This window comes from Diaphorobacter sp. JS3050, assembly GCF_013154915.1.
Lineage (GTDB): Bacteria > Pseudomonadota > Gammaproteobacteria > Burkholderiales > Burkholderiaceae_C > Diaphorobacter > Diaphorobacter nitroreducens.
Genome location: NZ_CP053553.1, coordinates 2,029,803 through 2,043,603, shown reverse-complemented (window position 1 = coordinate 2,043,603; position 13,801 = coordinate 2,029,803). Strand labels below are relative to the sequence as shown.

10 protein-coding genes and 1 pseudogene are annotated in these 13,801 nt (G+C 64.8%); 2 read left to right on the top strand and 9 right to left on the bottom strand.

What is annotated here, in order from left to right; all coding sequences use genetic code 11:
* Positions 1 to 116 precede the first annotated feature (116 nt).
* Positions 117 to 2,051 (top strand): cytochrome c/FTR1 family iron permease, encoded by a 1,935-nt coding sequence (locus tag HND92_RS09885; RefSeq protein WP_172206870.1) that lies wholly within the window; start codon positions 117 to 119, stop codon positions 2,049 to 2,051.
* A gap of 44 nt (positions 2,052 to 2,095) precedes the next feature.
* Here the strand turns inward: HND92_RS09885 and HND92_RS09880 are convergent.
* The 8 genes and pseudogenes from HND92_RS09880 to HND92_RS19330 form a co-directional block, all read right to left on the bottom strand.
* A pseudogene (locus HND92_RS09880) lies at positions 2,096 to 2,292 on the bottom strand (DUF3363 domain-containing protein); the annotation flags it as partial.
* 13 nt (positions 2,293 to 2,305) lie between these two features.
* Positions 2,306 to 5,425 carry an efflux RND transporter permease subunit gene (locus tag HND92_RS09875; protein WP_172206869.1) on the bottom strand — a complete coding sequence of 1,040 codons (3,120 nt, stop codon included), beginning with the start codon at positions 5,423 to 5,425 and terminating at the stop codon, positions 2,306 to 2,308.
* Positions 5,422 to 6,936, bottom strand: a complete 1,515-nt coding sequence (locus HND92_RS09870; protein WP_172206868.1) for an efflux RND transporter periplasmic adaptor subunit — start codon at positions 6,934 to 6,936, stop codon at positions 5,422 to 5,424. Before HND92_RS09870 ends, HND92_RS09875 begins: the two co-directional genes overlap by 4 nt.
* 15 nt (positions 6,937 to 6,951) lie before the next feature.
* Positions 6,952 to 8,268: a TolC family protein gene (locus HND92_RS09865; RefSeq protein WP_330847376.1), complete on the bottom strand. Its 1,317-nt coding sequence runs from the start codon at positions 8,266 to 8,268 to the stop codon at positions 6,952 to 6,954.
* A 75-nt stretch (positions 8,269 to 8,343) separates the two neighbouring features.
* Complete coding sequence (locus tag HND92_RS09860; protein WP_236598192.1) at positions 8,344 to 8,880, bottom strand: hypothetical protein; 537 nt, start codon at positions 8,878 to 8,880, stop codon at positions 8,344 to 8,346.
* Positions 8,881 to 8,924: 44 nt separating this feature from the next.
* Positions 8,925 to 9,185: a hypothetical protein gene (locus HND92_RS09855; protein ID WP_236598191.1), complete on the bottom strand. Its 261-nt coding sequence runs from the start codon at positions 9,183 to 9,185 to the stop codon at positions 8,925 to 8,927.
* Positions 9,186 to 9,220: 35 nt separating this feature from the next.
* The gene (locus HND92_RS09850) at positions 9,221 to 11,614 is read right to left on the bottom strand and encodes a copper-translocating P-type ATPase (RefSeq protein ID WP_172206867.1); all 2,394 of its coding nucleotides are present in this window, start codon (positions 11,612 to 11,614) and stop codon (positions 9,221 to 9,223) included.
* A gap of 136 nt (positions 11,615 to 11,750) precedes the next feature.
* On the bottom strand, positions 11,751 to 11,831 hold the full coding sequence (locus tag HND92_RS19330) for a hypothetical protein (RefSeq protein ID WP_256376609.1): 81 nt from the start codon (positions 11,829 to 11,831) through the stop codon (positions 11,751 to 11,753).
* Between the two features lie 71 nt (positions 11,832 to 11,902).
* Between HND92_RS19330 and HND92_RS09840 the strand changes: the two genes are divergently transcribed.
* On the top strand, positions 11,903 to 13,021 hold the full coding sequence (locus HND92_RS09840; protein WP_231403305.1) for an IS630 family transposase: 1,119 nt from the start codon (positions 11,903 to 11,905) through the stop codon (positions 13,019 to 13,021).
* Here the strand turns inward: HND92_RS09840 and HND92_RS09835 are convergent.
* Positions 13,018 to 13,734 (bottom strand): ABC transporter substrate-binding protein, encoded by a 717-nt coding sequence (locus tag HND92_RS09835; protein WP_172206866.1) that lies wholly within the window; start codon positions 13,732 to 13,734, stop codon positions 13,018 to 13,020. The genes HND92_RS09840 and HND92_RS09835 overlap by 4 nt on opposite strands.
* Between the last annotated feature and the right edge of the window lie 67 nt (positions 13,735 to 13,801).

The window sequence follows — 13,801 nt, the reverse complement described above, 5'->3', positions numbered from 1 at the left end:
CAAGCCATGACAGACCCCCTCCAGCCCCTGATGCTCTTCCGGTTGTGGTGCCGCGCATAGATAATGAATTATAATCATTCGCATTTATAAGCGAATTCTCCGCCGGTAAGGCCCCCATGCAAGCCCTGCGCATACTCTTAGCCGTTCTGTTCTCTTGGCTCGTGGCCGTCTCCGGCGCGCATGCTGATCCCTTGGCTACGCAAGACAAGGCCAAGCAAACCTGGCAATTGCTGGACTACCTTGCGGTCGATTACGGCGGCGCTGTGCGGGATGGCAAGGTTCAAAGTGCCAGCGAATATGAAGAAATGAAGGAGTTTGCTGCGACGGCAGTGCAGCAACTTGCTGCACTGCCGAGCACGCCGGCACTCCCTGAACTGAAACGCCAAGCCACGGCACTTAGCGAACTCATCGCAGCCAAGGCCGACGCGAAGGCCGTGGCCGACAGTGCCCATTCACTGGCGGCGGCGCTGGTCAAGGCGTACCCGTTCCCGCTTTCGCCCTCCACGCCGCCGGATCTCGCGCGCGCCAAGGTGCTTTTTGAAGCCAACTGCGCGGCATGCCACGGGGCGACTGGCCGGGGCGATGGCCCGCTCGGCGCAAAGCTGACCCCACCGCCGATCGCATTCACCGATCGCGACCGGGCACGCTCGCGCAGCGTGCTCGCGCTCTATCAGGTCATCTCTCAAGGCGTTGCTGGCACGTCGATGCCCAGTTTCGCCACGCTCTCCGACGAAGATCGGTGGGCGTTGGCATTTTTCGCCGGAACGCTGTCGCACGACGACGCCATGCGCGCGCGCGGTGAACAATCCTGGGGCCGAGATGCCACCGCCAAAGCCGTCTTTCCCGACTTGGCGGCCGCTGCCACATTGACCGAGGCCGCCTTGTCCGAACGGATGCCGCCAGACACGGCACGCGATCTGACCGCCTACGTCCGCAGCCATCCAGAAGTGACCATCACCGCCAACGGCACGGGCGGGGTGGGCTTGGCCCGCGCACGGCTTCAGGAGAGCCTTGCCGCAGCGCGCGCAGGCGACCAGGCCAACGCGACGCGCTTGGCTTTGTCCGCCTATCTGGATGGCTTTGAGCCACTGGAGCCGGCATTGCGCGCACGCAACCAGGCGCTGCTCACCGAAGTGGAAAATTCCATGCTGGCCTACCGCGGCGCACTTGCCAGCGGCAAGCTGGAGCAAGCGGACGCTACAGCGCAGAAGCTGGACTACCTTTTTGCCCAAGTCGATACCGAATTGGGGGCGAATAAAGCCGAGCCGCTGACCACCTTCATTGCCTCGATCACCATCTTGCTGCGCGAAGGCGTGGAAGCGCTGTTGATCGTCGTCGGCATGCTCGCTTTCCTGAAGAAGGCCGAACGGCGCGATGTTCTGGCCTACGTCCACGGCGGTTGGATCGTGGCGCTCGCCTGCGGCGGCTTGACTTGGGCCGTGGCAACCTACTTCGTTAGCATCAGCGGTGCCAGCCGGGAGGTGACCGAAGGGGTGTCGTCGCTCTTTGCGGCCATTGTTCTGTTGAGTGTCGGCCTCTGGATGCACCAGAAGAGCACCGCCGGCAAATGGCAGGCATATCTGAAGGAAAAACTCTCCGCAGCCATGACGCGCCGCTCGGCATGGGCATTATTCGCGCTGTCGTTCATCGCCGTCTACCGCGAGGTTTTCGAGACGGTGCTCTTCTACTCGGCCTTGGCCGGTGACGGCAACAACGGTGCATTGCTCGGTGGACTGCTGAGCGGGATGGCCGCCCTCGCCATCCTCGCATGGCTCATGCTGCGCACCAGCGCCCGCATGCCGATTGGCAAGTTCTTCAGCCTCAGCTCGATTCTGGTGGCTGTCCTCGCGGTCGTGCTCGCGGGCAAGGGAGTCGCGGGTCTTCAAGAAGCCGGTTGGCTGAGCGCCAGTCCGATCCATTGGCCACGCATCGAAGTGCTTGGGATCTATCCGTCGGCAGAGACCACCGTAGCGCAAGCCGTGATCCTCATCATTGCCTTGGCCGGTTTTGCGCTGAATGCCCAGACTGCTCGCCGGTCGCAGCCGGCGTGATGCTTGGTGCTCCTGAATCGTTGGGCTGGGAGCCATCGCACTGATTACCCCAAAGATGCTCCGCGTTGACGCCCAACTTCCCATGACGCAATTCCGCCGCGCATCTTTACGGCGAGCTGCTGCCCCAGCCGCTGCTTGATCACCGGCTTCCACGGCACCAGGCTGAACCTAGCTGAACCCCATGCCGTCATCGAGCTATCGCATAGCGCCCGCTGGCCAGCATGACGCTACGGCGGTAGATAAGGATGGTCAAGTTAGCGCGGCCTGCGCATCAACACATAAGCAGCGGGAATCACGAACAGCGACAGTAGTGGCGCTGTCACCATGCCCCCGAGCATCGGCGCCGCGATGCGGCTCATGACCTCCGAACCCGTGCCACTGCTCCAGACGATGGGCACCAAGCCGGCCAAGATGACCGCTACCGTCATGGCCTTGGGTCGCACGCGCAGCACGGCGCCTTCCCGGATCGCATCCAGCAGTTCTTCGCGCGTCGGCCTGCGTCCGTCTGGGCAGCGCTCACCCAGGGCCTGCTTCAGGTAGATGAGCATGACCACGCCGAACTCAGCCGCAACGCCCGCCAGGGCGATGAAGCCCACCCCCGTCGCGATGGAGAGGTTGTAGTTCATCAAATACAGGAACCAGATACCGCCCGTGAGGGCGAACGGCAAGGTGGCCATGATCAGGCCTGCCTCGTCGACGCGCCCAAAGGTCAGGTACAGCAAGACGAAGATGATCAACAAGGTGGCCGGCACCACGACCTTCAGCCGCGCATTGGCCCTCTCCATGTACTCGAACTGCCCTGAGTAGGCAATGCTCACCCCCGGCTCCAGCTTCACCTGACGGCCGACCGCATCGCGCAACTCGTTGGCTACCGAAGCGAGATCGCGCCCACGCACATCGACATATACCCAGCCGGACGGCCGGGCGTTCTCGCTCTTGAGCATGGGCGGCCCATCGGTGATGGCGATGCGTGCCACCGTGCCCAGCGTGATCTGCTGCCCCATGGGAGTGAAAATAGGCAGTTGCTTCAGCCTTTGCGGTGAATCCCTCCATTCACGCGCATATCGCAGATTGATTGGGAAGCGCGCCAGCCCTTCGACCGTTTCCGACACGTTTTCACCGCCGATGGCGCCGGCGACAACAGCCTGGACATCGGCCACGTTCAGCCCATAGCGTCCCGCCGCCACGCGGTCGATCTGCACATCCACATAGCGGCCGCCGGTCAGCCGTTCCGCCAACGATGACGACACGCCTGGAATGCCCTTGGCGACCTGCTCCACCTCTGCCGCGATGCGGTCGATCACGTGCAGGTCGTTGCCCGTCACCTTGACCCCGATCGGACTCTTGATGCCAGTGGCCAGCATGTCGATGCGGTTGCGGATGGGCGGAATCCAGATGTTGGACAGTCCGGGGATCTTCACGGCCCGATCCAATTCCTCGACGAGCTTCTCGGGCGTCATGCCGGCACGCCATTGCTCCCTGGGCTTGAGTTTCACCGTGGTCTCGAACATTTCCAGCGGCGCGGGGTCGGTGGCGGTTTCCGCGCGTCCGGCCTTGCCGAACACGCGTTCGACCTCGGGCACCGTCTTGATCATGCGGTTGCTGATCTGCAGCAGCTCCGTGGCGCGTTGCGCCGACAGCCCCGGCAGGGCCGAGGGCATATAAAGCAAATCCCCCTCATCCAGCCGGGGCAGGAATTCACCGCCAAGCCGGGCCAGCGGCCAGGCCGTGGTCGCCAGCGCCAGCACCGCGATCAACAAGGTCGCCTTGGGCCGGCGCAGCACCCATTCCAAGCTGGGCCGGTAGACTGCGATCAGCATGCGGGTGATGGGGTTCTTCTGCTCGTCGGGAATGCGGCCGCGAATCCAGTAGCCCATGAGCACCGGGATCAGCGTCACGGACAGGCCGGCCGCCGCCGCCATGGCGTAGGTCTTGGTGAACGCCAGCGGCCCGAACATGCGTCCCTCCTGGGCTTCGAGGGTAAAGACGGGAATGAACGACAGCGTGATGATCAGCAGCGAGAAGAACAGCGCCGGCCCGACTTCCTCTGCGGCCCGCGTGATCACCTCCCAGCGCTCCTTGCCTTGCAGCCGCTGGTCCGGATGCGCGTGCTGCCAGGCCTCAAGTTTCTTGTGCGCGTTCTCTATCATCACCACGGCCGCATCCACCATCGCGCCCACGGCGATGGCAATGCCGCCCAGCGACATGATGTTGGCATTGATCCCCTGGTAGCGCATGACGAGGAACGCCGTCATCACCCCCAGCGGCAGGGAAATGATGGCCACCAGCGCGGAGCGCAGATGCCACAGGAACAGCACGCAGACCAGAGCCACGACCAGGAACTCCTCGCCCAGCTTGGTCGTGAGGTTGCGGATGGCGCGCTCGATCAGTGCGCTGCGGTCGTAGGTGGTGACGATCTCGACCCCCTGGGGCAGGCTGGCCTGCAGCTCACTCAGCTTGGCCTTGACGGCGGCAATCGTCTCCTGGGCATTCTTGCCCGAACGCAGGATGACCACGCCGCCGGCGACCTCGCCCTCGCCATCGAGTTCGGCGATGCCGCGCCGCATCTCCGGTCCGATCTGCAGCGTGGCCACGTCGCCCAGGCGCACCGGCACGCCGCCGCGCGCCACCAGCGGCACGGCGCGGAAATCGTCCAGGCTTTTCAGGTAGCCGCTGGCGCGCACCATGTATTCGGCCCCCGACAGCTCCAGCACTGAGCCGCCGGTTTCCTGATTGGCGGCCACCAGCGCCGCGCGCACCTGCTCCTGGCTGAGCCCATGGGATGCCAGCTTGATCGGATCGAGCACGACCTGGTACTGCTTGACCATGCCGCCCACCGAGGCCACCTCCGCAACATTGGGCAGGCTCTTGAGCTCGAACTTCAGGAACCAGTCCTGCAGCGCGCGCAGCTGCGCCAGGTCGTTCTTGCCCGTGCGGTCCACTAGCGCGTACTGGAAGATCCAGCCCACCCCCGTGGCATCGGGCCCGAGGGCCGGCTTGGCCGTGGCCGGCAGGCGGCCCTGGACCTGGTTCAGGTACTCCAGCACACGCGAGCGCGCCCAGTACAGATCGGTGCCATCCTCGAACAGCACATAGACGAACGAGTCCCCGAAGAACGAGAAAGCACGCACCGTCTTGGCGCCCGGCACCGACAGCATGGTGGTGGCCAATGGATAGGTCACCTGGTTTTCGACAATCTGCGGTGCCTGGCCGGGGTAGCTGGTGCGGATGATGACCTGCACGTCGGACAGGTCCGGCAAGGCATCCACGGGCGTGCTGCGTACACCCCACACCCCCCACGCCGTGAGCATGGCCGTGGCCAGCAGCACCAGAAAGCGGTTCGCCACCGACCAGCGGATCAACTTGGCAATCATGGCTTGGCCCTTTCGATTGCGGTGATCACGTAGTCCTCGCCCTGCTTGGAGAATGTGAAGCGCACTTGTTGCTTCGGTGCCAGGCCCGCGGCGAGGCGGGGATCGGCCAGCTTGAAGCCCATGGTCATGGCGGGCCACTTGAGGGCCGGCACGGCGTCGTGGGCCAGCGTCAGCTCGGTAGGAGAAACCTCCTCGATCACGCCGCGGACCGTGAAGGCGTTGGCAGCGCCGGCCGAGGGGGCGGAGGCGCCATGCTCGCCGTGCCCCTGCGCCGGTGTGGAGGCACCGGATTGTGCGGGCAACACCCCGCGCAGGCTGGCCTCCGAGTCGATCAGGAACTGCGCCGAGGCTACCACTTGCTGCCCCGCCTCCAGCCCGCTTTGCACCACGAGTTGGTCACCGATCTCTGCACCCAACTGCACGTCCACGGGATGGAACCTGCCGGGGCCATCGACCACATATGCCAGGGCGCGCTTACCGGTACGGATGACGGCCTCGCTGGGCACCAGCAGGGCGGGCTGCTCGCGGCCCTTGAGCGTGATCTGGCCGGACATGCCGGCCTTCAGGCGCTGGCCGGGATTGGCCAGCTCCAGCCGCACGCGCACCGTGCGGGTGTCGCTGTTGGCCTGCGGCAGGATGCTCACGATGCGCGCCTTCAGGACTTCGCCGGGAAACGCCGCCAGGCGCACCTGGGCCTCATGGCCCGGTTGCAGCGGGCCGCTTTGCGCCTCGGGTACGGCGGCCTCGATCCAGACGGTGGCCAGGCCATTCACGCGCGCCAGGCTGGCGCCAGCGGAAACGGTCATGCCCTGGCGCACCATGAGTTCGGCCACCAGGCCGCCCTGGGGCGCGCTTACGGTGTAGATGCCCCTGGGCTCGCCCGTGCGCTCCACCTGGGCCACCAGGGCCTGCGGCATGCCCAGCAGCAGCAGCCTTTGCCGGGCGGCCGTCGTCAGCGACTCGTCCTTGAGCGCACGCACCGCCAGGAACTCGCGCTGCGCCGCCACCCATTCGGGCAGCAGCAGGTCCGCCAGCGGCGCGCCGGCACCGATCACGTCGCCCGGCGCGCGCGCATAGACCCGCTCCACGAAGCCCGCTGAGCGCACCTGCACAATGCTCACATCCCGGTCATTAAGCAGGACGTTGCCCACGACGTCCACGTCGGAGCCGATGGCCCGTTGCACCACCACGGCCGTGCGCAGGCCCAGCGCCTGCACGGTCTGGGCGGAAATGCTGATGCCTGTGCTGCCCTGGGCGTCCTCGTCCGCGTACTTGGGCACCAGATCCATGTCCATAAAGGGGGACTTGCCAGGCTTGTCGAACTTCTGCGTCGGCGACATGGGGTCGTACCAGTACAGCACCTTGCGCTCGGCCGCCGCGGCGGCATGGGGTGCCGCGCTGTCGACGGCGTGCGTGCTGCTGGCGCGCCATTGGGCCAGGCCCCAGCCCGCAGCCACGCCCATGGCGATCAGCGTCAGGCCCGCGAGGGATTTCTTCAAAGAATTGTTCATGTTCGTGGGCTCCGTTCAATCGGCGATCAGGCTGTTCAGGCGCGCGGTCACGCCATCGCGCTGGGCTTGCAGGTCGATCAGGCGCAGGCGCGTCTCCAGCACCTGGGCGCGTGCGCCGAGCACGGCGCTCAGGTCGCCCTTGGCGGCCCGGTAGTTGCTCAGAGCAAGCTCCGCTCGCCCCTGCGCCAACTGCAGCCCGGTGGACTTGAGGCGCTCGATCTGGCTGTCCAGGGCCTGCAGTTCGGCCGCGCTGTCGTCAAGCTCCTGCAAATGCCGCCGGGACACGTCTTCCTGCTCAGCTTCCAGGCGCTCCAGCTCGCGCTGCTTGGCCTGGATCATCGGGGTCTGGCGTCTATCCTTTTGCCATGGCAGATCGAACGTCACCTGGAACGACACCATGTCGCCCCATCGTCGATCGCGCCGGCTGTAGGCGAGCTCCCAGGACCAGTCGCCACGCGATTCCGACTGCGCCTCGTGGGACTCTGCCCGTGCGATGCTTTGCATGGCCGGGTACAGCGCCAGCTCGGCGTGGCTGGAGAGCTCGGTGCGCAGTTGTGCCACGGGCCGCACCAAGGCGCCGGTGTCGCCCTGCAGCGCCTCGTCGGCGCGTGGCCCCACCCACCGCCGCAACATGGCACGTGCCTTGGCCCGGTCGCGCTGCAGGTCGTCGCGCCGGTCCGACAGCGCCAGCGCCTCCTGCTGTGCGGCCAGCAGGTCGCCCGCCTGGGCCGACCCGCCAGCCACCCGCGCGGGCAGGCTGTCTTGCAGGCGCTGGTTCTCGGCCAGCAGTTCGGCGAGCAGTTGATCGCGCTGTTCCACGGCCTGCGCGGCAATCCAGGCCAGGCCGAGCTCCTGCCGTATCTGCAGGCGCTGCAAAACCAGCGCCGCGCGTTCGCGTTCCACGCGCGCCTGGGCGCTGGCAACCTTGGCATCGCGCTTGGCCTGGTTCGGCACCTCCTGCATGAGGGCGAGGCGCTGCATGGTCATGGGCTCGCGCGTCAGGCTCCAGCGGTCCATGCCGCTGATGGGGAAGTTTTCGAGGCCAACGGAAAGCTTGGGGTCGGGCAGCGTGCCGGCGGCCTTCTGCGCGGACTCGACCGCATCGATCTGCAATCGCTGCGCGGAAACGCGCGGGCTTTGCTGTTCAGCGATTTCCCGCGCTTCGGCAAAGCTGAGCGCGTAGGCCCCGCTGGAAGCGAGCATGCTGCCAGCCAGGGCGATGCTCACGATGCTCAGCCGATGTATCGGTGTGCGGCACGAGATCGCACACATGACGCCACGGCCAGGCGCGGCGCAACGCTCGCCGGGAGCGCCGGAGGAAGAAACAAGCATGATGGTCCTCGAAATTGATAGCCACGAAGTCACGTGTTCTGCCGTGCCAATGCACGGCGGGCACGACCTGGTGTGTCAATTGCGCAGGACCTGGAAAGTGAGATAGAGGGGGAGAGAGCCCGTTCGGTGGTCGAGCCACGCTGGGTCAAACCTGGCGCCGGTCGATGATTGCGGGTCGGGCACCACGGGAAGCAGGTAGGCTATCCAGACCGTATGGGCCGCCGCAATGGATGGAACGTCCAGCCCTTGCGGAGACGGCGCGGGCTTGCCATCACCGCCGCAATGGGCGCGGCACAACTGCGGAGACTCGTCGTCCATCGTCCCGGGCATGGCATGGCAGTCCGGCATCGCGGACATGCCGGTGGCTTCGTCCATGGCCATACCCGCCATCTGCATCGATGCCGCGTGCGTATCCGCATCCAGCCTGGGGCAGGCATACATCGCCAGCGCCATCTGCGAGAACAGCAAGGTCACGATGAGGCCGCCGACGATTCGGCGGCCCCATTGTGTGACGATGCGTCGGATGGAAACCATGGTGGGATGTTCGCTGTGCTGGATGTGTGACAACTTGCCGCGGATCAGAGAGCCGTCCCAGGAAAGAAGTGCCACCATGGCTCATCTACCCGCGTGACAGCCCAGTCACCGCGCATGCGAGGTCACCGAGACCCTGGATTCATTTCACCGGAATCCAACTTGTCGGCGCGTTTCGATCTCGGCCACTCCGAGAACGCAAGCACGTACAGTGCGATCAGGTTGACCATGGGGACGATCATCAGCAGGCCCAGCCAGCCGGAAAAGCCCGCCTTGGCAAAGATCTTCCAAAACGGCAGCACGATCACCACCGCACCCAGCAGCATCATCAGCCAGTGGGCGCCAAACCACCACACCATGTCGTTCATATACATTCCGTTCATCATGATCGATATCCTTTCTTTGATTGTCTCGATGCGGGTTAGCCTCGTGCGCGCCGCAGCCGCAGCGCGTTGAAGATGACAGAGGCCGAGCTCAGGCTCATGGCCAGCGCTGCAATCAATGGAGACAGCAACCAGCCCGTGATGGGATAAAGCACGCCGGCGGCGATGGGCACGCCGATACCGTTGTAGATGAAGGCGAACAACAGGTTCTGGCGCATGTTGCGCACCGTGTCGATGGATATCTCGCGCGCCGCCGCGATGCCGCGCAGGTCGCCTTTAACCAAGGTGACCTGGCCGCTATTCATCGCCACGTCGGTGCCCGTTCCCATGGCCACGCCCACGTCGGCCCGTGCCAGCGCCGGCGCATCGTTGATGCCGTCGCCGGCCATCGCGACCACATGGCCCTCGCGCTGCAATTTCTCGACCAGGGCCAGCTTGTCGGCGGGCTTGACCTCGCCGTGCACCTCGTCGATGCCCAGCCGGGTGGCCACGGCCCTGGCTGTGGTGAGGCCGTCGCCCGTGGCCATGACGATGCGCAGGCCGCTGGCGTGCAGGGTGTGGATGGCCTCGGGCGTGCTGGATTTGATGGGGTCGGTCACGGCCAGCAGGCCGGCCAGCTGGCCATCGACGGCCAGGTGCATGACGCTGGCGCCTTCGCCGCGCAGGCGCTCAGCATCGGTTTTCAGGGCGTCCACTTTGATGCCTTCCTGCTCCATGAGCGTGGTGTTGCCCAGCGCCAAGCGCCGGCCGTCGACAGCGCCGCGCACGCCGATGCCGCTGCCGGACTCGAAATCGTCGGCCTTGGTCAGGTTCAGCCCCTTGTCCCGAGCGGCGCGGACGATGGCATCCGCCAGCGGGTGCTCGCTGCCCTGATCCAGACTGGCGGCCAGGCGCAGCACCTCGTCCGGCGTGTAGCCGGGGGCGGCGACGGCGGTGTCGAAGGCCGGCTTGCCTTCGGTCAGGGTGCCGGTCTTGTCGACGATCAGCGTATCCACCTCGCGCATTTTTTCAATGGCGCCAGCGTCGCGGAACAGAATCCCCTGTGTGGCCGCACGGCCGGTGGCGACCATCACGGACATCGGGGTGGCCAGGCCTAGCGCGCACGGGCAGGCGATGATCAGCACCGCCACGGCGTTGATCAGGCCAAACACCCAGCTCGGCTCGGGGCCGAAGAATCCCCAAACGAAGAAGGTCGCGATTGCGATCAGCACCACCACGACCACAAACTTGCCGGCCACCACGTCGGCCATGCGCTGCATCGGCGCCTTGGAGCGCTGGGCATTGGCCACCATCTGCACGATCTGCGACAGCATGGTGGCGGCGCCGACCTTGTCTGCGCGCATGACCAGCGCGCCGCTGGTGTTCATCGTGGCGCCAATCAGGCCGTCGCCGGCGCGCTTGGTCACCGGCACGGGCTCGCCGGTGAGCATGGATTCATCGACGGCACTGCTGCCCTCGGTCACCACGCCATCGACGGGCACTTTCTCGCCGGGCCGCACGCGCAGCAGGTCGCCGACGTGAACATGGTTCAAAGGCACGTCCTCCTCGCTGCCGTCGGCATTGATGCGGCGCGCCGTCTTGGGGGCCAGGCCCAGCAGAGCTTTGATGGCCGCCGAAGTCTGCGAGCGCGCCTTCAATTCGATGATCTGACCCAGCATGGTCAGCGAGATGATGACGACCGCCGCCTCGAAATAGACGGCGACGCGGCCGTGGGCGATGAACGAGTCTGGAAACACGCCGGGCGCGAGGGTGGCGACCACGCTGTAGACAAAGGCGGCGCCGGTGCCCAGGCCGATCAGCGTCCACATATTGGGGCTGCGGTTGACGATGGACTGCCAGCAGCGGACGAAAAATGGCCACCCCGTCCACAACACCACCGGAAGCGACAGCACCAGCTCGACCCAGGTCTGGGTCTTCATGTCGAACCAGCCGAGGCGGTGGCCGAACATCGCCAGGATGGTGACCACCACGGTCAGCGGCAGGGTCCACCAGAAGCGGCGCTGAAAATCGATCAGTTCGCTGTTGTCCTCCTCATCCAGCGGAATCACCGGTTCGAGCGACATGCCGCATTTCGGGCAATTGCCGGGATGATCCTGCTGCACTTCCGGGTGCATGGGGCAGGTGTAGATGGTCCCCGCCGGGACCTCCATGGGCGCCGCTGCAGAAGCTGCCGGGGTCTGTTCGCCAGCGGCATGGCCGTGGTGATGGCGGCCATGTGCCGCTTCGCCCTCGGGCACCAGATGCATCTGGCACTTGGGGCAGCGACCCGGTTGCTTCTGCCGCACTTCTGAATGCATGGGGCAGACATAGAACATGTCGGAATGCGCTGCCTCAGAGGCCGTGTCATTGGCTGCACGGAGAGCATCTGTTGCTGGAGCACCACTCAAGGCAGCCGAATCTCCCTTGCCGTGCTGATGTATGTGATTGCTCATGTCAATGTCCTTGTGGAGTTTGGCTCGACCCTTGACCTGTTCAGCATGGCAAGGTCGAGGCTGTTTTTATTGGACGAATCTGGCTTGTTCTACTTTTTGTATGCTTGCCCGGCGGCTGCACGCGACGGCTAAACCGTCAAGGCGTAACGCTGATGCCGTTGGGCGTCTTACCCACCGGAACGGTTTTCACGACCTGATCCTCTTTCACATCGAGCACAGAAACTGAATTGGGGCGCCCTAGTGTAGTGTTTGATTCTTAATGAAACTTAATTGAGCAACCACGCTCCAATGCTCTACTACGGTTTGCATTGGAGTGAAAAATTGCGAGTTGCCCCGACGATTGTGTTGACGGATGAAGAGGAAAGCGAGCTGAGCCGGCTGGCGCGCTCCAAGCGCACCAGCGTCAGATTGGCCCAGCGCGCCCAGATCGTGCTGCTGGCCGCGCAGGGGCTGCAAAACAAGGATATTGCCGAGCAGCTTGGCATTGGGCGCGTGCAGGTGGCGCGCTGGCGTGAACGCTACCTGCAATTGGGGCTGCAAGGTATCGAGCGCGACTTGCCGCGCGGCGCACCGCCGGTGAAGGTGGATGTGGCCAAGCTTGTGAAGCTAACCACACAGACCAAGCCCGAGGCGGCCACGCACTGGAGCACGCGCACGATGGCCGCTGAGTTGGGCGTCAGCGCCAGCACCGTGATGCGCCATTGGCAGGCCCACGGTCTCAAGCCTCACATCGTGCGCGGCTTCAAGGTCTCGCGCGATCCGCAGTTCGTGCAAAAGCTCGAAGACATCGTGGGGCTTTACATGTCGCCGCCCGAGCATGCGCTGGTGCTGTGCTGCGACGAAAAGAGCCAGGTGCAGGCGCTGGACCGAACGCAGCCCGGGCTGCCGCTCAAGAAGGGGCGCGCGGCCACCATGACGCACGACTACAAGCGCAACGGCACAACCACCTTGTTCGCTGCGCTCAACGTGCTCAACGGTCAGGTCATCGGCCAGTGCCAGCAGCGCCACACCCACATCGAGTGGCTGAAGTTCCTGCGTCAAATCAATCGGGAGACGCCCAAGGACAAGACGCTGCATCTGATCGCCGACAACTACGCCACGCACAAGCATCCAGCTGTGCAGGAGTGGCTGGCCAAGCACCCCAGATTCAACATGCACTTCACGCCGACCTCGGCATCGTGGCTGAACATGGTCGAGCGCTTCTTTCGCGACATCTCCGAGAACCGGCTACGCCGCGGGGTGTTCACCAGCGTGCCCGAACTCGTCTCGGCCATCGATGAGTACATCGCGCATCACAACACCAACCCCAAGCCGTTCATCTGGACCAAGAACGCTCGCGACATCCTGCAAAAGGTCATCCGCGCCAATAGCCGATTAAGTTCCAAACAGAATGCAACACTACACTAGGACTCGTTCAGCGAGAGTCCCGGCAACACCAGCGCGTCGGCGTCGAGGATGAGGATGCGCACATCGGCCTGACCGGCCAGTTCAAGGATCTGCGCCAGGTCGTCCGGCATGCCTTTGGTCCGGTGCTCCTGTCGAAGCTGCTCGGCAGTGATGCCTGCAGCCTGTCCCAGGTTCTCGTCCGTCCACGGCGTGGAGATCAGCTTGACGCCGATCGCCGGGCTGTACGGAACACGGAAGGCGATGAACAGGAACGCCTCGGGCGTGGCGAGGTCCGCCAGATCGGCCAGATACCGGCCGGCTTCCGCAGTGATGTGGGCGCTGCTGATTTCCCAGCACCGGCTGTAAAAGCCGGTCTCGAAGCTCAGGCGCTGGATCACCTCACGGGCTGCTTCCTCCGAATAGGTGTCGCCCACGTGCATGGGCCGTCCGTCGAAGTCGTCACCTTCGATGGCATGGATCACCGAACGCACGATGCCGTCGGCCTGGCACTGCGCTTCCAACTCCTCGGGTACTTCCTGACCTTCGGTGATCAGTGCGAACTCCTTGCCGACCAGGCAGGGAAACTGCGCCACCTGATCGTCCGGCAGATGTGCCTGGCTGGAATGCAGCGGCCGCCAGACCGGCGGACTATCGTCCTCGCAGGTGATGAGCAGTGTGCGGATGATGCGCAGATTCCGATAACCGCGAATGAAGGGGTTGTTTGACTGTGCCATGGGATTGCTCCTTTATAGAGAATACCGAGGCCAATCCCCGCCGGGGATAAACCCCGGTGGGTGGAAA